Source organism: Roseofilum reptotaenium CS-1145 (genome assembly GCF_028330985.1).
In the GTDB taxonomy this organism is placed as follows: Bacteria; Cyanobacteriota; Cyanobacteriia; order Cyanobacteriales; family Desertifilaceae; genus Roseofilum; species Roseofilum reptotaenium.
In genome coordinates this window covers 33,832-51,455 of the sequence record NZ_JAQMUE010000035.1, presented here as the reverse complement: position 1 = coordinate 51,455, position 17,624 = coordinate 33,832, and the positions used below count along the sequence as shown (strand labels likewise).

Here is a 17,624-nt window from a genome sequence, read left to right as displayed (position 1 = left end):
TTCATGGGAAAGGGTATAATAATGGGTAGAAAAGAGCAAAGGAATATAGAGGTATTTATGGCAGGTCGGTTAAAAGTGAGTGTCTCAGAAAGTGTGGGGGAACTTCAAAATCGCTTAAGCAAGTCAAAAACAGCCAGTGAAAAGGAAAGATTACAAATGCTGTATTGGCTAAAAATAGGTAAAGTATCGACGAGAAAAGAGCTAAGTCAAAGGCTATGCAGGAATGAAGCAACAATTACTCGTTGGTTAAGAAAGTATGGAAAAGGTCGAATAAGGGAACTATTAGAAGTAAAAAAAGCGCCAGGAAAAGAAAGAAAAATTAAGGGAGAGTTGTTAGAGAAGTTATCTGAGAGACTAAATGAGCCGAAAGGATTTAATAGTTATGGAGAAATTCAGGAATGGTTGCAGGAAAAACAGGGAGAGATAGTCAAGTATAAAACGGTTCATAAAACGGTGAGATATAAATTAGGAGGGAAATTAAAAACGCCTCGTCCGAGAAGCGTAAATCAGCATAAGGAAGCAGAAGAAACGTTTAAAAAAAAATCAAATCAGCCTTAAGTGTATTGTATAAGCTATTGGGAAAAGGGGAAAAGTGTAGATACTTGGCGGGAGATGAGACTCGTTGAGGACTCAAGACAATTGGGGGAAAGAAGATTACCCTAAAGGGAGTGAAACCCGAGGGAAGTGTACAGTGGAAAAGGGAGAACTTTTATCTGTATGGTGCGGTAGATATAATCAGTGGAGAAAGCTATTTTTATGAGTTTTCTCATCTAGAGGGTCAGTGTTTTCAGTTATTTGTAAATCAGTTATCAAAAGAATTTCCAGAAACTCTGAATTTTCTGCAACTAGATAATGCAGGTTGTCATAAAAATATAGATTTCCCAGAAAATATAATTCCCATTTTTCAACCGGCTTATAGCCCGGAACTCAACCCCATTGAGCGATTATGGGAAGAATTAAAAGCCAAGCTAAGATGGCAGAACTGTAAAGACCTGAAAAGCCTACAGCAAAGGCTTTCACAAGTCCTTGATTCCTTCGATAAGGTAACGATCGCCTCGATTACTGGATGGGACTACTTGGTCGATGCCTTATTAAGCGCAACTTCATAGAGAAATAGTATAAGGCTAAAACTGCTGCTGCTCCTGAACCATTATCATTGGCTCCGGGAACATGAGCTACGGAGTCATAATGAGCGCCAATTACAATAATTTCTTCAGCTTTAGTTTTGCCTGGGATTTCGACTTCTCAGTTATCAAATTCTTGGTCATCAATCCTGTATTTGTAGTGATTAACTTGATATCCTGAATCTGCAAAAGCAGTTTCTAGATACTGAACCGTTGCCAGTAAACGATTATAAGCCAGATAATTATGGGGTTCAGAGGCAATTTCGTTGACATCCGCTTCTAGATCTCGTGCCAATTGTTGCTCTTCTATCGTTAAAGGTGACAGGGCATCCCGATAACTTTCCCCTGGCATCTGTAACATGGTTTTCCATCCTCCCCAGGAAATGCTGATCAAGATCATACTCAAGATTGACAATCTGATCCAAGTAGATTTGCGCTGCAATCTCCAATTGAGCTTTTTCTTGATCATCTGGATTATTTGTCCTAAAATATCCTCAATTATAAAACAATCTCACTCTATTGTCCTGATGACTATTCCGGCGTTTGATTTCAGTCACTATTTCCCCTATCAAGAACTGACAGATTACTTAACCCAGATAGCTCAAGTTTATCCGAATTTGATGCAACTGAAAAGTTTGGGGACAACGGACGAAGGACGAGAAATTTGGTTGGCGACTGTGACCGATCAAATGACAGGAGCAGCTCTTGAAAAACCTGGATATTGGATTGATGCTAATACCCATGCAGCAGAAGTTACAGGTTCGGCAGTCGCTTGTTATATTCTCTATCAGGTTTTAACTCAATATAACCAAGATGCGCAAATCACCCATTTATTACAGAACTATACCCTATATATTTTGCCGAGAATTGCGGTAGATGGGGCAGAAAAATATCTACAAACTCCCTATAATCTCCGGTCTAGTCCCCGTCTCTATCCGGAATCTGAACAGCAAGATGGTTTATATCCAGAAGATATTAATGGAGATGGATTAATTCTGAATATGCGGATTAAAGATTCCTGCGGAGCTTGGAAGATCTCTGAGGATGATCCGCGCTTAATGATTCGTCGGCAACCGGATGAGTTTGGAGGGACTTACTATACCCTAGTCCCAGAAGGTTTAATCCATAATTATAATGGCTATGAGTTTAAGATTTCGCCAGCTTTAGAAGGATTGGATTTTAATCGTAATTATCCCTATTATTGGCAACCGGAAGGCGAGCAAAAGGGCGCGGGAGATTTCCCTTTTTCTGAGCCTGAAACTCGTGCAGAAGCAGAGTTTTGGCGCAAACATCGTAATATTAATGGGTTTATGACTTATCATACGTTTGGAGCGCTAATTTTACGCCCTTATAGTACCCATGGAGACGATCATTTGCCGACCGAAGATTTACGCATCTATCAACTGATTGGGAAAAAAGGTAGTGAATTAACAAAATATAAGTGTGTTTCGGTTTATCATGATTTTCGTTATGACCCAAAAACGGTGGTTTATGGGGCAATGGATGATTATGGCTACGATCATTGGGGATGGTTTGGGTTTACGGTAGAACTCTGGGATGCGGCGAAGGAAGCGGGTGTGGAGAAGCAGAATAATATTGAGTGGGGACGGGAACATCCAATAGAGGATGATCTGAAAATTCTGCAATGGAATGATGAGTATTTGGAGGGTAAGGGGTTTATTCCTTGGCAAAGTTTTGAACATCCCCAACTGGGAGAGGTGGAGATTGCAGGATGGGATATGAAGAGAATGTGGAAAAATGCACCCGCGAAGGCACTGCCAGAAATCTGCGATCGCCATTTCAAATTCGCCATTACCCATGCACTCATGTCTCCCCGGTTATCAGTCGCTCGTAGTGAGGTGAGTCACAAAGGGGCTGATATTTACAGCATAACCGTACAATGGGAAAATTTGGGCTTTTTGCCCACTTACACCAGTAAAAAGGCGCTAGAACGGCAAGCAGTACGTCCTACGCGAGTAAAATTAGGGCTACCGGAAGGAGTTACCCTGATTAGTGGGGAGCAAGAGCAGGAAATTGATCCTTTAGAAGGGCGTTCTAATAAATGGTTCAATGCATCTGCCAATGGGACCGACTATCGCACCCATCGCAGTTGGGTAGTAAAGGGGAAAGCCGGGAGTGAGGTAAGGGTAAAGGCGATCGCCGAACGGGCTGGAACGGTTCGAACTTCAGTTATCCTGAGTTAGAAACCATGGAAGATGCTGATGGCAATTTAACACAAATGCAGCTCTCTCTCTGAGTCAGTACTCCTTCTTTGTTAAGATATTCCACTGTTTGAGTCACGGGTACAAGGGTAAATCCCACTTTTTGATACAGTTCAACCACATAAGCAAAGTCAGGATCGCCGGTAGTCCTCAAGATATAAGGTGTAGAATCATCAAAATAAGCAAATACACTTTGTAAAAGCCGTTTAGCTAAACCTAGCTTACGATAATCCAAGGCTACTCCCACATCAGAAACACACCGGAATTCCTCAATTCTATAGTGTGTTTGCTGACTAAAGAATTCTTGATTTAGCTCAACTTTCTTGCCCTGAAAATTAGCATAAGTTCCCAGAAACGACAATTCTCTGAATTCTTTGGTCTCAGCTAACGGGAGAGTTCCAATAAAACCGATAGGTCTCTCCTGACAGTAGGCAAGATGCAAACTACCAAATTGAACATATTTTTGAAAATAAAACTCAACGTTTTCACGGACAACATTTTCATTAAATGGAGGAGTTGAAAAACATTCATAAACGGTTTGATAAAGTCCGTTGTCCAGAACTTCGTTTAGTAAAGGAAGATCGTCAAACAACTTAATTTGAATATCCATATTTAGGTATCCTCAACATGAGTAACTCTTGTAGAGCCAGATAACGGTTTAGTTTTCCTAGTCAGCTACCTGACTCCGATCTTAGGACAATAGCGATCGCCTCTTCCTATTTGTCTATAGTAGGATTTGGGGGGTAGTGTAGGAGTTGAACCTATCTGATTCTGGTTAAAAGCCGGATGCATCTACCGCTCTGCCAACCACCCAACCGAAAAATTAATTGACTGCTCCGCCAGGACTTGAACCTGGAATCTTCGCATTCAAAGTGCGAGATGTTGCCATTACACCACAGAGCAAAGCATCATGCTGGGATAACTGACAACACCCCCACATTACTCATGACCAGCGCAAAGTCCTATAGCCCCAACGGGACTCGAACCCGTGTTTTTCGATAGAAAGTCGAACGTCCTTGGCCGCTAGACGATGGGGCCATTTGGCGTAGGGATAAGGATTTGAACCTCAAATTCTAGTTTTGGAGACTAGGATGTTACCGTTACACTATCCCTACATTTGGTGGCAGTGGTGGGACTTGAACCCACATCGACCAAGTTATGAGCTTGGGGCTTTAACCATTAAGCTACACTGCTAACGAGGCTGACGGGATTTGAACCCGTGACTTCCTGTTCGACAGACAGGCGCTCTAGACCAACTGAGCTACAACCCCATAAAACGGATTTCTTTAGTTTTCAATATACATAGCTTGAGATAGAGATTTCAGGCTCTTTTTCCCTTGGCCCATCTTTATGCTACAAAAGTATTACAAAAATGTCAAGAGGGCTGTACTATCTTTGTTAAACTCTGCCAAATGTCCCCTAAAGACCAAAACCACGTCTGCATCGATACCAACCAGGCATCTTGGCAACCAGGAGAAGTTTCCGGTTTACAAATGATGCCCCTACGTTGCTTTCATACAGAACAAGTCTTTCTCATGAAGTGGGAAGCTCTAACACATTATCCTCACTATACCCATTCAAGTAGCTCAGAAGTGTTGGTTTTGGATGGAGTCTGGGAAGATGAGTATGGCAAGTATCCCAAAGGGACTTGGTTAAGGTCTCCTGTTGGTAGCAGTCATTCACCTTTTAGTCAGGAAGGTTGTCTACTTTACGCGAAAACAGGTCACTTACCCGCCTAAAGTCCAATTGATGAAATGAATCTTTGGGAGTTAAAAACCCAGTTTTTTACGACAGTTCCCTAACTTTACATCTTTCGATCAGATTGGCCCAATAGTCTAACCGCTCATTATTTCAGTACTCTGGACTCATCAATTTTTGTGGTGTGATCTACTTTTGAATATATTTCATTTTAAGCTGGATGGTCGTCCTTATGAGAATTTTACCTTACGATCGCATTACCCTGGAAACTTCAGCCTCTGTAGCCGAAGTTATCCGTTACCTAGAGCCTCATATTGAAGCCCCCAAGATCTGGCAATGGCGAGTTCCTCCTAATCATGCTCCCTATTGCGGTACGATTTCCGAAGATGGCTTTAAAATTCGGCGAGTCATTCACTATCGCAATTCTTTTTTACCTCAAGTTCGAGGACGATTTGAATCTTTACCCAATGGAACAGCAGTTCATATTACCTTGAGTCTACATCCTATCGTTAGTATTTTTCTCCTCTTTTGGGGTTCATCTTGGGGTAGCGCTTCACTCTTATTTCTATTTGCTGCGTTGTTCTCAGAAGATGTTGGTCTAGAAACCCTCCTGTTTATTCCCTTACCCTTCATCGTTCTTTTTATCTTCTGGTGTGCTTTTTGGTTAGAAGCCAATCGCGCTTGTCAAGACTTGACCGAAATATTAAGAATTCATCATTAAATTAAAGGAGCGCTCTAGTCATTTAAACTGATTCTCATTCACTAGATCTGTAATCTATTGTACTAGCAAAGAAATATTTCAGCGATCGCTCCCTCAGTCATGCTGCCAAGGTTGTAGTATTAAATGTAAACTTTCTTTAGGAATAAATCTATGTTTAAAACAGTAGTCGGCCATAGCAATGATCCAGACTCAGAGTCCGCTATTGTAGAGATTCTCAATCAATGCGATCGAGCCTTATCCGGAGACTTGCCGCAAGCAGGAATTCTGTTAGCGGCGATTGATTTCGATCATGCCGAAATTGTACAGAAAATTGTATCTATTTATCCAGAAATCGAATTAATTGGAGGCACAACTGATGGAGAAATGTCTTCAGTTCTAGGGTTTCAACAAGATTCCCTGGTTCTAATATTATTTTGCTCTGATCGCTTACAAATCCGGGCTGGAATCGGTCGGAGAATCTCACAGGATTTCCATAGAGCACTAGAAGAGGCGATCGCCCAAGCAACAACCGATCTGACCCAACCCATTAAACTCTGTATTACTTTACCTGAAGGTCTCACATCCGTCAGTGCCGTTAAATTAGTTGATTGTCTCAATCAATTATTAGGTAAAGTCCCTATTTTTGGAGGACTCACTGCCGATCAATGGCGCTTTAAGCAAAGTTATCAGTTTTATAAAAATGAAGTTTATAGCGATGCCATCCCCATTTTAGTCTTTTCCGGACATCTACTCTTGTCCCATGGATTAGCCAGCGGTTGGAACCCGATTGGTACAGTCGGTCAAGTCACCAAAGTCGAAGACAATGTAGTTTATGAAATTGACCATCATCGTGCCTTAGACTTTTATTACCGCTATTTAGGAGAACATCCTCCGTCCTCTGAATACCCCCTGATGGTGTTTGATCCCACACGGCAGTATTCTTACATGCGAGCGCCGAGTGGCTCCTACAATCCGACATTGGGAAGCGTAACCTTCTTTGGCGATATTCCAGAACAGGCAATCGTACAAATTACAGAAACAACCCGCGATCGCATTCTCCTAGCCTCTCAAGCCTCCATGCAACAAGCGATCCAGAACTATCCTGGAAGCCAACCGAGTACAATACTCTTCTTTTCCTGTGCTAGTCGGCGACAAATCCTAGGCAGTCGTACCCTTGAAGAGTATAATTTAACTCAACAGTGTCTGAAACAAACCTTAGTATCCTGTGGTTTTTATACGAATGGAGAGATTGCTCCATTAGAACAACACGGTACATCCTATTTTCATAATGAAACATTTATTGCCTTGCTCTTGGGAGAAGAATAACATCATGTCGCAAACTCTAGACACCCTAGATATGGGAGAAAAAATCGCGCGACTGGAAAAAGAAAACCGAATTTTACGCAAGAAATTAGAGCGATCCGAGAAGAACTGTCTAGAGTTAGAAGAAACCAATGAAAAAAAAGAATCTTTACTTCGACAAGTGATCGTCGAATTGAAAAACTCCCAAGAAGAAGTCGCGCAAAAGCGCCAATTAGAAGAAACTTTATCCAAACTCAAACGCACCCAAGCCCAACTGATCCAAGCTGAAAAAATGTCGAGTTTGGGTCATTTGGTTGCTGGAGTAGCCCATGAAATCAATAATCCTGTTAGCTTCATTTACGGAAACTTAAGTCATATTGAAGAATATTTTCAAGACTTGTTAGGGATGATTCATCTGTATCAAGAATACGATTCCGACCCTCAAGACGTGATTCAAGACTATATTAATCACCATGATTTAGAATTTGTGGAGGAAGATTTACCCAAAATTTTAAAATCCATCAAAATTGGCACAGAGCGTATTTGTGAAATTGTTTTATCTTTACGTACATTCTCCCGCATGGATCAAGCTGACGTTAAGGAAGTCGATATCCATGAAGGCATTGATAGCACCCTAATGATCCTACAGCATCGCCTCAAAGAGCAACCCGATCGCCCAGAAATCCAAGTCACCCGAAATTATGGCAAGTTGTCTGTAATAGAGTGCTATCCAGGACAGCTCAACCAAGTATTTATGAATATTCTCGCTAATGCTATAGATGCCCTAGAAGAACTACCTAACCCTCAAAGTTCTCAGATTATTGTCTCCACCACTACAGTGAACTCCGACTGGATACAAATCACGATCTCCGATAATGGCAGAGGTATTCCTGAAACCGTCCAACCCCATATTTTTAACCCCTTCTTCACCACCAAAGCCATCGGTCAAGGAACCGGAATGGGTTTAGCGATTAGTCATCAAATTATTACTGAAACCCACATGGGTCAAATTCTATGCCACTCTACTCCAGGAAAGGGAACCGAATTTATCATTCAAATTCCCATCTCCCCTCAACTTAAACCAACCAACACTTGATCCCAATCCTGCATTTGCTCACCCTCTTTTGCTCTTACCTCAAACGTTAAATTACAGGCTTGGGGTTGGGATAATATCTGAATAGACAATTCAGAAATATCCTCACGACTGACTTGACCACGAATATTATCCCCTTGAGCCACTTCTAAACCATTGCCCCCTGGTGCTTCAGTTAAGGCACAGGGACGAATAATCGTATAGGGAATCCCACTTTCTCGAATCGCATCCTCACCTCGCAACTTCCAGGTTAAAATGCCACCGAGTTGATCGTTGAGTCTCACGGCTGGCGGTTCCTCATCCAGATTTAAACCCGGTCTTCCTGGACGAGTCACTCCTGCGGAACTAATCTGCACAAATTTCGGTAAATTCGGCCCTCCATAGGCGCGGATGGAGCCAATTTCTAGACCAAAGCGTCCTGGAGAAAACTGAGGATTGAGACCTCCATCATACTCAAATTTACTGAGCATCAGTTGAATAGCATAGGTCTGACTGGGGTCAAATGGCGGGGCACTCGGCAAGGTTTTAGCGCGAAAAATGGGAATCAGGCGATCAAACGGAATATCCACCGTCATCCAAGTATTATTGAGGGTATCAAAGGAATAGCAATAACTGATCCCATCCCATCGAGCCTCATTGCGGAGAATAAACTTATAACGCTTACCATCCCCTTGTACTCGCAGACTAATCCCTTCATATCCAGCTAAATTCAGACAGGGTTCAAAGTTCTTTGTGCGAATGGAAACAAATCCTCCAGAGTTAGCAGTAGAAACTTCGCCCGTAAATAAACCATAGTTCGGAGTAATGCGTAGTTCGCTCGAACTCACTCCCCCCATCACCACATCATCAATCACTCCCCAAGTGGTCTTCAAACTTGATGAAGGATTGGTAAAATCGAAAATCATCCGTTCATCCGCCCGACTTAGGTAGGGGGCTACCCTGCGGATCAGATTTTTCATGCCATTATATTCCACCATTTCTGGACTATCTACCACTTCCGGCAGATAGAACTTTACCCCTTGATAATACTTCTCACGGTTGGGGGTATCGCCCTCGACGGGTTGCACGCGAGTACCCGAACAGCAAATAACAGAAATGACATCTTGCATCATTTCCGGTTTCAGGGTTTCGGAAAGGGTTAAATCCGCTTCAAATAATTCAATTCCTTGACCTAAAATAGATTCTGCTCGCTTGGTATCACGCACCAGAGCGCGGACGGGTATCTTACGTTCGACTAAACGGCGAATGACCCGTTTTCCGACTCCACCCGTGGCTCCAACAACTAGAATTGTACCCATAGTTTGTCCTTTTGGCGGTTGAGGTTGTCCGGTGAGGGTTCGTAACCCACGCTGAAGACTACTGAGAATCGGAAACACTTCAAAGGTGTTTAGAGTGTCAATCAATCGATTGAAATCCCAGGGTTTCCGACTACCTTGAACGCGAGTTTTAGAAGCCATTCTCTTACGCTGTGTAGATTGCTCTCCTTGTTTATCTTAACGGAGGAAGGCAAAATGAACGGAAGATTGAGTAACCTAGGAAATGGAGTCAGGATGAGGATATGGTTGGTCAATTAACAACTCATGTATTAGATACGGCGCAAGGTTCTCCTGCTGTGGGAATGGCATTGGAGTTATGGGCAGTCGATCGCAAGTCGCCGATTAAAACCCTGCTCAAACAGACGAAAACCAATGAGCAAGGCCGAACCCATGTTCCTTTATTGGAAGAGGGCGAGTTGGAAGTTGGCACTTACGAATTAGTTTTTTTTGTCGGTGATTATTTTCAGCGTGCGATCGGAAATTTACCAGAGCCGGTCTTCTTGGATCAGGTTCCCATCCAGTTTGGAGTATCTAATCCCCATAGTCATTATCATGTACCTTTGTTGGTGTCTCCTTGGTCTTATACGACTTATCGGGGAAGTTAATTAGGGAATAGGGAAAACCGGGTTCCACTTTTCTACTTGTGAGTTAAAAAAATGTACATAGTCTTAAGTTTTCACGATTAGCTAATGACCTATACGATCGCGCAAATTAATCAAATGAGTCAAGAGCATTTTGTGGAAGCTTTGGGTAGTGTCTTTGAAGATACGCCAACTCTTGCAGCTCAAACTTGGAAAAAGAGGCCATTTCGAGATACGGAACATCTTCATCAAAGCTTCATCTCCCAAATGCTGGAGTTGAGTGATGCGGAAAAAATGGCGTTAATTCAAGCGCATCCTGATTTGGGGAGTCGAGTAAAAATGGCTCCAGATTCGATCGCCGAACAAGCGGGTGCAGGTTTGGATCGCTTGAGTCGCCAACAGTATGATCGGTTTATATCTTTGAATCAAGCTTATCAGGATAAGTTTGGTTTTCCCTTTATTATGGCAGTGAAAGGACAAACCCAAGATAAAATTTTAAAGGCTTTTGAAGAACGATTAAATTACAGTCGGCAAGCAGAGCGAGAACAAGCGCTAGATGAGATTACTAAGATTGTACAATTTCGGTTGGGCGATCGGGTAGTTAACTAAACATTAAAATTTGGGTTTTGAACCTATGGGTCGAAGTCGGCGGTGGAATAACGGTATAATTCTGCTGATTAGCACGTTGGTGCTAATCGCTTTTGGTTGGCTTAGTGGTCCATTTATCTCTCCTCCTTTTTCTATGTTTCCTGCATATCTGCTTACCGATCCGTTTTTACAATTCCCCACTGAAAGTACGGTGCAGGTGGTTTGGTTTACCCCATTTCCGGGAACTGAGCATTGGGTGGTTTATGGGGAAAAGTTAGAGCGTCAAGTGAAGGCAAAAACGACGAAGTTATCGCGCACCCGTGAGGATAAAATCTCCCATATTGACGAAACTTTGCTTGGGGAGCAAGGAGAGTTTCCGGTACTTCGAGATATTTGGCGACATGAAGGGGAAATTACGGGCTTAATGCCTGGGAAAAAGTTGCCCTATGAAGCGATTAGTTTCCATGATAATGGTCAGGAAATTCGCAGCGATCACTTCACCTTAGCCCCCACTCCCCAATCGGGAATGCCATTAAAAATTTTACTCACATCAGACCACCAGCTTAAGCCCATGACTGCGGCAAATATTCAGAAAGTTGGCGAAACCATCGGCTCAGTTGATGCGATTTTCTTTGCTGGAGATTTGGTTAGTATTCCGGATCGGGCTTCCGAGTGGTTTGATGATAAACGAGGAAATGCCTTTTTTCCAGTCCTGCAAGGACGGGCAAATCATGACCTAGAAAAAGAGGGAACAAGAACGACCTATACAGGAGCTGCTTTAATCCAAAATGCCCCCCTATTTTCCGCTTTGGGTAATCATGAAATCATGGGACAATGGTCTGAGGAACAGGGATTAAATAACCAATTTGATGGTTCCTATCCTCGCCAAGCAGCGCAAGCGGATTATGAACAGCAAGCCGATCGGATTAATCCCAGTGGCGATGCGAACATCAAAGAAGATTGGATTAAAGACCATAGCTTCAATAGCGATACCTACGAACAGATTTTTAGTTTACCCAAAAGTCCAGGGAATGGGCGATATTATGCCATCAGCTTTGGCGATATTCGGCTGGTGGTTCCCCAAATTACGAATATGTGGCGATCGCCGAATTTATCAGCCAATACTCAAGGACGCTTTCGAGAACGCGATCGAGACTTAGATCAACCCCAAAATTGGGGCTACGGGCAACATATTTTTGAACCCATAACTCCGGGGAGTCCCCAGTATGAATGGTTGAAAACAGAACTAAATTCGCCGGAATTTCAAAGGGCAAAATATAAAATTGTCATGTTCCATCATCCGCCCCATTCTGTGGGAGAAAATATTGTGCCTGCTTATACCGATCCGGTGCAAATTATTGATCGCGATCGGGATGGGAATCCCTTAGTCATTCGCTACGAGTATCCGAAAGAAAAGGATTATATTATCCGAGATGTAATCCCCTTATTAGAAGAAGCAAATGTTGACCTCGTCTTATATGGTCATTCCCATCTATGGAACCGGTTTGTTAGCCCGAGAGGCATGAACTTTTTAGAAACATCTAATGTCGGCAATACTTATGGGGCGTATAGGGGTGAATCTCGCCGTTATGTGCCCCCTGCTTATCAACCTGAATATTCGCCTGTAGGCGATCCGAATGGCTTAGAGCCGATGATTCCTAGCCTAGCACCACTCAGAGAAAACAACCAACTCTTACCCTATATTGCTAGTAATAATATAACAGTATTTAGTATTCTAGATACGGAAACAGCAACCGTCAGTAGCTATTTCTTTGATACCCGCGAGCCAGATTCTAATGTGGTTAAGTTCGATGAATTCTCAATTCGTCGTCAAGGATAAAATAGACTGCTTTCACAAATCAGAGAATATTATTAATATTAGTAAACAAATATGAAGTTTTCTCTCGAATCACCATGAAATTTGAATTTATTTCTAAGGCATGTTGCATTAGACAAAGGATTGTAAATAAAAAAAGAGAGTTGTTTTCACACTGATTAAAAGTTTATTAAAAGCCCTGATTAAAGGCTGACCATTGTGTTAAATTTTTCTCCAAGAGTTCTCAGGAGAGAGAATCATGACTTTCTTAGATTCATCTGGTATTAATCTGTTTGGTGAAGAAGATTTAGTAGAAAAAGTCTCTAGAATTTATAGCACAGGTTTCATTAGTTCAGATGAGTATCATCGCTTAGAATCCTCGGCTACCTCCTCTAGGCTGGCAGCAGAAGAGTTAGATATGATCACTCGTTTGCGTCATGCAATTAAGCGAGGATGGGTGAAAACAACAACCTAAGCTTGATTGGCTTCCCTAGTTTTACGTGCATTACACTAGGAGTGGTAATTGACCTAGACTGTAATTCATGCGTTTAGTTGATGACGATCCCGATCTGCCGCCTCAAATCAACATCTTGCCGATGATTGATGTGATCTTCTCAATTTTGACGTTTTTCATGATTGGGACGCTGTTTTTAACCCGTAATGAGGGGTTACCGGTTAATTTGCCGGAAGCAGGAACGGGAGAAGTTCAACGGCAAGAGCGCATTACTGTTTCGATTAATGCCCAAGGCAAGATAGGCTTAGATGAAACGATGATTCCTTTAGAGCAACTGGAGGCAAGGGTGGTTCAGTTGATGCAAGGGAAATCAACCCAGTTAGTGGTGATCAAAGCTGATGAAGCGATCGCCCATAAACGAGTGATCGAAGTGATGGATCGCCTCAGAACCATTCAAGGGATTCGTTTGGCGATCGCCACTGAATCAATGAGAAATTAAAAATTACGTCCCATTACCCATGACCGATTACCCATTACCAGGGCAGTGCCCTATATAGTATGATGGGGCTTGGCTCATCGAATGGTAAGGGTGAGGGAATCATGAATCTAGCCCCGATCGCCCAATGGGGTAAAACAATATTAAAAGTATCTACGCTGGTCGCCTGTGGATTGGTATTCTGGTTAAGTGGATGTGCGCGATCTCCGGTTTCGGGAGATTTGTCGGCAGTGGAAGCGTTGGAAACGGCTCGCTTTATCTCTAAACAAGCGCCTGTAGTGGTGTCATTATCCCAGAAACCGGAGCAGGTGTTATCGCAGATAAAAGGATTAGATCGGCCAGACAAACTCCTACAAAATACTCTCCTCGATAATACTGGATTGGACTATAAACAGGATATTCAGCCTTGGCTCGATGGGGGTGGAATTTGGGCGATGACGAGTACGGATGTCGATCGCCAAGGGGAGAATGGACAACAACCCGGTTATTTGGTGGTGTTACCGACGAAAAATGCCCAGCTTTCCCAGGAATTATTAGAAGTCTATTGGCAGCGAGAGGCGATCGCCGGCCAAGATTTAGTCTTTGAACCCTACAAAGGCACACAATTAATTTATAGCCAAGAAGAGAACCGCATTTCTACAACGGTTGTGGGGTCACGGTTTGTATTATTAGCCAATTATTCTAAAGTTCTCAAAGAAGCCATCAATAATGTACAAGTTGCCGAACTGAGTTTAGGCGCAACCCCAGACTATCAAGAGTTACAAGAACTCAATAGCGAGAAGAAGGAGGCGATCTCCTGGCTCAATCTTCCCAGGTTAGCGCAAAAGTTGGGCATACAAGTCAATCATCCCCTGTATCAAGCCTTGGGAATGGCGGTGCAGTTGCAACCGGAAGGAGTTTTAGCCCAAACCCACTGGTTACCCACCGATCCAGCGTTGCTTGAAGGAGCAGAAGCGCCCTTAAATTCCTCGTCCTTATTAGCCTATCTCCCCTCCAGCAGTTATTTAGCGATCAATGGGGTGAATTTGCGTCAGTTTTGGCAACAAATGCAAACAGAAACTGCTGGTTATGGCAACATTTCCGAGATTATTCGCCAGCCCTTGCTCGACTGGGGGAAACAATGGAAATTGGATGTGCAAGCCGATATTCTTGATGCGATTGAAGGAGAATATGCGATCGCCTTGTTACCTGATGAAGCAGAAAAGGATTTAGATTGGATTGTGATTCGCGAAAACACGGGAGAGAGTTTAAGCGATCGTTTGGATCGCATTCTTAACCAGCAAGGCTTTAGTATTGGCTCATTTCAGTTAGACGATCAAACCCTCGTCGCTTGGACACAATTAATCGCCGATCCGATAACCGATGGAGAAGAAACCGCTAAAAGTCGGGTATTAAAAGCCAAAGTGCAAGGAGTGCATACCACACTGAACCAGTATGAGATTATTACCTCGTCTATTGCTGCCATGGATCGGGTACTGAAAGCCAAAAGTACAGGCAATTCCCTGGCAACCGATGCCCTGTTTCAAGCCAGTATCGCCCCTTTACCAGAAGTTAACCAGGGCTATTTCTTTATCAATTGGCGATCGGCTCAAAAACCCCTCGAACGTCAAATTCCCCTGTTAAGGCTAGTAGAATTGGCAACCAAGCCCCTCTTTGACCCCTTAGAATCGGTCGCTATAGCCAGTTATGGTGATGCCCAAGAGCGTCAAGCCGATGTCTTCTTGAATTATACCCATCCTTAAATCCCCATAATTCGATCGAATAATATGATTAGTGTTAGGTAATACTAATGGGACATACAAAGTATCCAAAACCGCACTTGATTCTAGGGACTGCTTCTATGGCAAGTGGTGCAGCATTAGTCATCTCGATCGTCACTAATGCATCCTTGCCAATAATACTTATTTGTCTGGGAATATTTGCTGGATTTCTCAGCATCTCAAAATGGTCTCGTTCCTCCCATCAAGAGCGTAAGATCATCCAAGCAAAAGCTATAACAGGTGTAGTGGCAGGAGCTATTGCTACAATAGCTTATGATGTTTCCAGGGAATTGATAGTCAGGTTATTCAATATTCCATTAGATCCATTTAAGGCATTACCTGTATTTGGCGAACTGATTGTCGGTTCTAATGCTCCTGAAACGACAATCATTATTTCTGGCATCCTCTATCACGTTCTGAATGGAGTCTTATTTGGAGTTGCTTACTGTTTCTTTTTTGGTAATCGAAACTGGAAATGGGGAATTGTTTGGGCTATGGCGTTAGAGATTGCCATGTTTACTATTTATCCCACATGGCTTAATTTAGATGCAGTAATGAGAGAATTTACATTAATTTCAATGTCAGGGCATATTGTTTATGGGGCTGTTTTAGGACTCCTATGCAATCGCTGGTTAAACATTAACAATAGGTGAAGTGATGGAAGAAAAGCTCAGAAATATTTGGTGGCATAGACTCCCCTTATGGGGAAGTAAAATTTCTATTTTCAGTTCAGTTGTTTTAGCAGATGGCATTTATCTCAATCACTGGAAAAAACTTGCAGCTTATGCTCACCCCATTTCACTCATCTTGGGATTCTTAATAGGGTGGTTGCATTTTACGCCAGGAAATACCTTTACCTATTCGATTGCTATTATGGCCATCCTAATGGCAATTTCTAGTTTAGGTGCAGGATTAGGGAGTTGTTTGCTTTTTGGGTATGCTGTCGGCGATTTTTTTCTATTTCAACATCCAACTAGAAGTGATATCATACAGACTTTTCTCTTAGTTAAAATTCCCTTGTTACTTTCCTATGGTCTGTTATCAATCCTGCTCATATCAATTCCCTTAGCTGCTCAGGGACTGCGCTTGCAAACCGTCCCTCGCTTAAAACAATTTGGAGTGCTTGGTTTAGGTGTAGAAGCATTCCTTCAAGCATTAATTCAGAGTGGTTTAGTATTTGTTTGGACGCAAGCAGTACCTATTCTAATTCGTCCTGTGTATACCTGGCAAGGTAGGACACCACCAATACAAGCAATACAACCACTTCAAGAAAATGGGCATATCCTGGCATTATTTGCCGCAATTCTAGGTGCTTTCAGAATATTCCTAGAATATAAAAGCTCATTTGATACACAAATCACAGAACAAGCAGAGCAACTTCGAGATGATATTTTGCGTCTTGAAAATGAGCATATTTCATTACCCACTGTAATTGTTGTCTTACTAAAAGCAGTTGCTTCTACAGCGATGCTTTCAGGAATGTTATCGAATTGGTTTGAGGCAATTGTTCTAGCAGCATCTATGGCTGGAGTCCTGTTGTTACGAGAAAAGACTCCAAAGATCTTACTGAAATGGTCTAACTTAATGAATTATATTCCTGTCATATTACGATTAATTGGAGCGACAGGATTGAGTTATTGGTTAGCATTAATAATTATAGATGCTATGTGGAGAGGAAATTCTTTCATCTCAATTATAATTTCAACATTGGTTGGTATTATCGTATTTTCACTGCTAATCCCTAATCCTCAGTCTACCGTGTTGGAGGATTCAAACTCATGATAAAGAAAATATGTTTTCTGGTTGTAGCTTGCTGTTTCCTGTTGTATGTACAACCAGGATATGCGGATAACTGTAGCGGACTTCAAGATTGTTATCAGCAATCTAAATCTGCTGCTTTAGTTGCCGCCCTGATTGCTTTAGGGTTGAGCTTAATGCTTGATTTTTCACCTATTGGCTATGCAAAAGGCTTGCTAGAAGCAGTGGTAGGTAGAGATATACTAACAGGTGAGAAGTTAGCATGGTGGCAGAGAGCATTGAATACTGTTCCAGGAGGTAAAGGAGTCGGAACAGCAGCTAAAGCAGCTAAAGCAATTGATAAAGCTAGTGATATTGCTAAGGCTACAGATAAAGCTAGTGATATTGCTAAAACTGTTGATAAAGGTACAGATATCGCAAAGCGTGTTGATAATCCATTTAAGTCTGGTACTACGCCCAAGGCAAGTGAAATTGCTCGTTGGGCACAAGATCGAGGCTGGAAAAAAACACAAACACCCAACGGACCAGTTAAATACATAGATGATAATGGAGTTGAACGAGTTACTATTAAAAGAGGTAGTTCGCGCACTCCTGGCAGTGAAAATCCTCATGTAGCTTTAAGAGATTCAACTGGACAAAGAATAGATGCATCTGGAAACCCTGTAACTCGAAAATCACCGGGTAATCACACACCCATTGACTACGACCTATAACTT

Annotated in this window: 20 protein-coding genes and 6 tRNA genes; 16 read left to right on the top strand and 10 right to left on the bottom strand. The window is 42.4% G+C overall.

Features of this window, described 5'->3' with window-relative positions:
- The first annotated feature begins 57 nt into the window (after positions 1-57).
- Positions 58-558, top strand: coding sequence for a helix-turn-helix domain-containing protein (locus PN466_RS05720; protein WP_271937678.1), 501 nt, complete (start codon positions 58-60; stop codon positions 556-558).
- A 110-nt stretch (positions 559-668) separates the two neighbouring features.
- On the top strand, positions 669-1,109 hold the full coding sequence (locus PN466_RS05715; protein WP_390889973.1) for a transposase: 441 nt from the start codon (positions 669-671) through the stop codon (positions 1,107-1,109).
- On the opposite strand, the gene PN466_RS26205 is transcribed toward PN466_RS05715, so the two are convergent.
- Together PN466_RS26205 and PN466_RS05710 are read right to left on the bottom strand one after the other, a co-directional pair.
- Positions 1,060-1,236, bottom strand: a complete 177-nt coding sequence (locus tag PN466_RS26205) for a M28 family peptidase (RefSeq protein WP_390889974.1) — start codon at positions 1,234-1,236, stop codon at positions 1,060-1,062. The genes PN466_RS05715 and PN466_RS26205 overlap by 50 nt on opposite strands.
- A gap of 9 nt (positions 1,237-1,245) precedes the next feature.
- A complete protein-coding gene (locus PN466_RS05710; RefSeq protein ID WP_271937676.1) occupies positions 1,246-1,524 on the bottom strand; it encodes a hypothetical protein in 279 nt (92 codons plus the stop codon).
- 127 nt (positions 1,525-1,651) lie between these two features.
- Here PN466_RS05710 and PN466_RS05705 point away from each other — a divergent pair, with 127 nt between their 5' ends.
- A complete protein-coding gene (locus PN466_RS05705; RefSeq protein WP_271937674.1) occupies positions 1,652-3,328 on the top strand; it encodes a M14 family metallopeptidase in 1,677 nt (558 codons plus the stop codon).
- Here PN466_RS05705 and PN466_RS05700 read toward each other — a convergent pair.
- The 7 genes from PN466_RS05700 to PN466_RS05670 form a co-directional block, all read right to left on the bottom strand.
- Positions 3,315-3,956: a GNAT family N-acetyltransferase gene (locus tag PN466_RS05700; protein ID WP_271937673.1), complete on the bottom strand. Its 642-nt coding sequence runs from the start codon at positions 3,954-3,956 to the stop codon at positions 3,315-3,317. The genes PN466_RS05705 and PN466_RS05700 overlap by 14 nt on opposite strands.
- Before the next feature lie 127 nt (positions 3,957-4,083).
- A tRNA-Lys gene (locus PN466_RS05695) sits at positions 4,084-4,159 on the bottom strand.
- A gap of 18 nt (positions 4,160-4,177) precedes the next feature.
- A tRNA-Gln gene (locus PN466_RS05690) sits at positions 4,178-4,249 on the bottom strand.
- 62 nt (positions 4,250-4,311) lie between these two features.
- Positions 4,312-4,384: transfer RNA gene (locus tag PN466_RS05685), tRNA-Glu, on the bottom strand.
- A gap of 3 nt (positions 4,385-4,387) precedes the next feature.
- Positions 4,388-4,461 (bottom strand) — tRNA-Trp (locus PN466_RS05680).
- A 3-nt stretch (positions 4,462-4,464) separates the two neighbouring features.
- Positions 4,465-4,540: transfer RNA gene (locus PN466_RS05675), tRNA-Ile, on the bottom strand.
- Between the two features lie 2 nt (positions 4,541-4,542).
- Positions 4,543-4,617, bottom strand: a tRNA-Asp gene (locus tag PN466_RS05670).
- Between the two features lie 141 nt (positions 4,618-4,758).
- On the opposite strand from PN466_RS05670, the gene PN466_RS05665 reads away from it, so the two are divergent.
- From PN466_RS05665 to PN466_RS05650, 4 genes are all read left to right on the top strand, one after another.
- A complete protein-coding gene (locus PN466_RS05665; protein ID WP_271937672.1) occupies positions 4,759-5,085 on the top strand; it encodes a cupin domain-containing protein in 327 nt (108 codons plus the stop codon).
- 191 nt (positions 5,086-5,276) lie between these two features.
- Positions 5,277-5,765: a hypothetical protein gene (locus PN466_RS05660; protein ID WP_271937670.1), complete on the top strand. Its 489-nt coding sequence runs from the start codon at positions 5,277-5,279 to the stop codon at positions 5,763-5,765.
- Positions 5,766-5,915: 150 nt separating this feature from the next.
- Positions 5,916-7,070 (top strand): FIST signal transduction protein, encoded by a 1,155-nt coding sequence (locus PN466_RS05655; protein WP_271937669.1) that lies wholly within the window; start codon positions 5,916-5,918, stop codon positions 7,068-7,070.
- A 4-nt stretch (positions 7,071-7,074) separates the two neighbouring features.
- Positions 7,075-8,142: a sensor histidine kinase gene (locus PN466_RS05650; protein ID WP_271937667.1), complete on the top strand. Its 1,068-nt coding sequence runs from the start codon at positions 7,075-7,077 to the stop codon at positions 8,140-8,142.
- On the opposite strand, the gene PN466_RS05645 is transcribed toward PN466_RS05650, so the two are convergent.
- Positions 8,118-9,596, bottom strand: coding sequence for a CIA30 family protein (locus tag PN466_RS05645; protein ID WP_271937665.1), 1,479 nt, complete (start codon positions 9,594-9,596; stop codon positions 8,118-8,120). The genes PN466_RS05650 and PN466_RS05645 overlap by 25 nt on opposite strands.
- A 101-nt stretch (positions 9,597-9,697) precedes the next feature.
- Between PN466_RS05645 and uraH the strand changes: the two genes are divergently transcribed.
- The 9 genes from uraH to PN466_RS05600 all read left to right on the top strand — a co-directional run bounded on the left by uraH (position 9,698) and on the right by PN466_RS05600 (position 17,621).
- On the top strand, positions 9,698-10,060 hold the full coding sequence (uraH, locus tag PN466_RS05640; protein WP_271937663.1) for a hydroxyisourate hydrolase: 363 nt from the start codon (positions 9,698-9,700) through the stop codon (positions 10,058-10,060).
- Positions 10,061-10,144: 84 nt separating this feature from the next.
- Complete coding sequence (uraD, locus tag PN466_RS05635; protein WP_271937661.1) at positions 10,145-10,645, top strand: 2-oxo-4-hydroxy-4-carboxy-5-ureidoimidazoline decarboxylase; 501 nt, start codon at positions 10,145-10,147, stop codon at positions 10,643-10,645.
- Between the two features lie 25 nt (positions 10,646-10,670).
- Positions 10,671-12,464, top strand: a complete 1,794-nt coding sequence (locus tag PN466_RS05630; RefSeq protein ID WP_313898538.1) for a metallophosphoesterase family protein — start codon at positions 10,671-10,673, stop codon at positions 12,462-12,464.
- A gap of 235 nt (positions 12,465-12,699) precedes the next feature.
- Entirely contained in the window at positions 12,700-12,915 is a 216-nt protein-coding gene (locus tag PN466_RS05625) for a hypothetical protein (protein WP_271937659.1), read from the top strand.
- 67 nt (positions 12,916-12,982) lie between these two features.
- Complete coding sequence (locus PN466_RS05620) at positions 12,983-13,393, top strand: ExbD/TolR family protein (RefSeq protein ID WP_271937658.1); 411 nt, start codon at positions 12,983-12,985, stop codon at positions 13,391-13,393.
- Positions 13,394-13,494: 101 nt separating this feature from the next.
- Entirely contained in the window at positions 13,495-15,132 is a 1,638-nt protein-coding gene (locus PN466_RS05615) for a DUF3352 domain-containing protein (protein ID WP_271937656.1), read from the top strand.
- Positions 15,133-15,230: 98 nt separating this feature from the next.
- Positions 15,231-15,803, top strand: coding sequence for a DUF6789 family protein (locus PN466_RS05610; protein ID WP_271937654.1), 573 nt, complete (start codon positions 15,231-15,233; stop codon positions 15,801-15,803).
- A gap of 4 nt (positions 15,804-15,807) precedes the next feature.
- Positions 15,808-16,932, top strand: coding sequence for a hypothetical protein (locus PN466_RS05605; RefSeq protein WP_271937653.1), 1,125 nt, complete (start codon positions 15,808-15,810; stop codon positions 16,930-16,932).
- Positions 16,929-17,621, top strand: a complete 693-nt coding sequence (locus tag PN466_RS05600) for a pre-toxin TG domain-containing protein (RefSeq protein ID WP_271937652.1) — start codon at positions 16,929-16,931, stop codon at positions 17,619-17,621. The genes PN466_RS05605 and PN466_RS05600 overlap by 4 nt, the downstream gene beginning before the upstream one ends.
- Positions 17,622-17,624 lie beyond the last annotated feature (3 nt).

Coding starts and splice junctions, on each gene's coding strand:
- PN466_RS05615 (WP_271937656.1), top strand. CDS start 13,495: ATGAATCTAGCCCCGATCGCCCAATGGGGTAAAACAATATTAAAAGTA.
- PN466_RS05660 (WP_271937670.1), top strand. CDS start 5,277: ATGAGAATTTTACCTTACGATCGCATTACCCTGGAAACTTCAGCCTCT.
- PN466_RS05625 (WP_271937659.1), top strand. CDS start 12,700: ATGACTTTCTTAGATTCATCTGGTATTAATCTGTTTGGTGAAGAAGAT.
- PN466_RS05610 (WP_271937654.1), top strand. CDS start 15,231: ATGGCAAGTGGTGCAGCATTAGTCATCTCGATCGTCACTAATGCATCC.
- PN466_RS05605 (WP_271937653.1), top strand. CDS start 15,808: ATGGAAGAAAAGCTCAGAAATATTTGGTGGCATAGACTCCCCTTATGG.
- PN466_RS05620 (WP_271937658.1), top strand. CDS start 12,983: ATGCGTTTAGTTGATGACGATCCCGATCTGCCGCCTCAAATCAACATC.
- uraH (WP_271937663.1), top strand. CDS start 9,698: ATGGTTGGTCAATTAACAACTCATGTATTAGATACGGCGCAAGGTTCT.
- PN466_RS05650 (WP_271937667.1), top strand. CDS start 7,075: ATGTCGCAAACTCTAGACACCCTAGATATGGGAGAAAAAATCGCGCGA.
- uraD (WP_271937661.1), top strand. CDS start 10,145: ATGACCTATACGATCGCGCAAATTAATCAAATGAGTCAAGAGCATTTT.
- PN466_RS05720 (WP_271937678.1), top strand. CDS start 58: ATGGCAGGTCGGTTAAAAGTGAGTGTCTCAGAAAGTGTGGGGGAACTT.
- PN466_RS05710 (WP_271937676.1), bottom strand. CDS start 1,524: ATGATCTTGATCAGCATTTCCTGGGGAGGATGGAAAACCATGTTACAG.
- PN466_RS05665 (WP_271937672.1), top strand. CDS start 4,759: ATGTCCCCTAAAGACCAAAACCACGTCTGCATCGATACCAACCAGGCA.
- PN466_RS05630 (WP_313898538.1), top strand. CDS start 10,671: ATGGGTCGAAGTCGGCGGTGGAATAACGGTATAATTCTGCTGATTAGC.
- PN466_RS05705 (WP_271937674.1), top strand. CDS start 1,652: ATGACTATTCCGGCGTTTGATTTCAGTCACTATTTCCCCTATCAAGAA.
- PN466_RS05655 (WP_271937669.1), top strand. CDS start 5,916: ATGTTTAAAACAGTAGTCGGCCATAGCAATGATCCAGACTCAGAGTCC.
- PN466_RS05600 (WP_271937652.1), top strand. CDS start 16,929: ATGATAAAGAAAATATGTTTTCTGGTTGTAGCTTGCTGTTTCCTGTTG.
- PN466_RS05645 (WP_271937665.1), bottom strand. CDS start 9,596: ATGGCTTCTAAAACTCGCGTTCAAGGTAGTCGGAAACCCTGGGATTTC.
- PN466_RS05700 (WP_271937673.1), bottom strand. CDS start 3,956: ATGGATATTCAAATTAAGTTGTTTGACGATCTTCCTTTACTAAACGAA.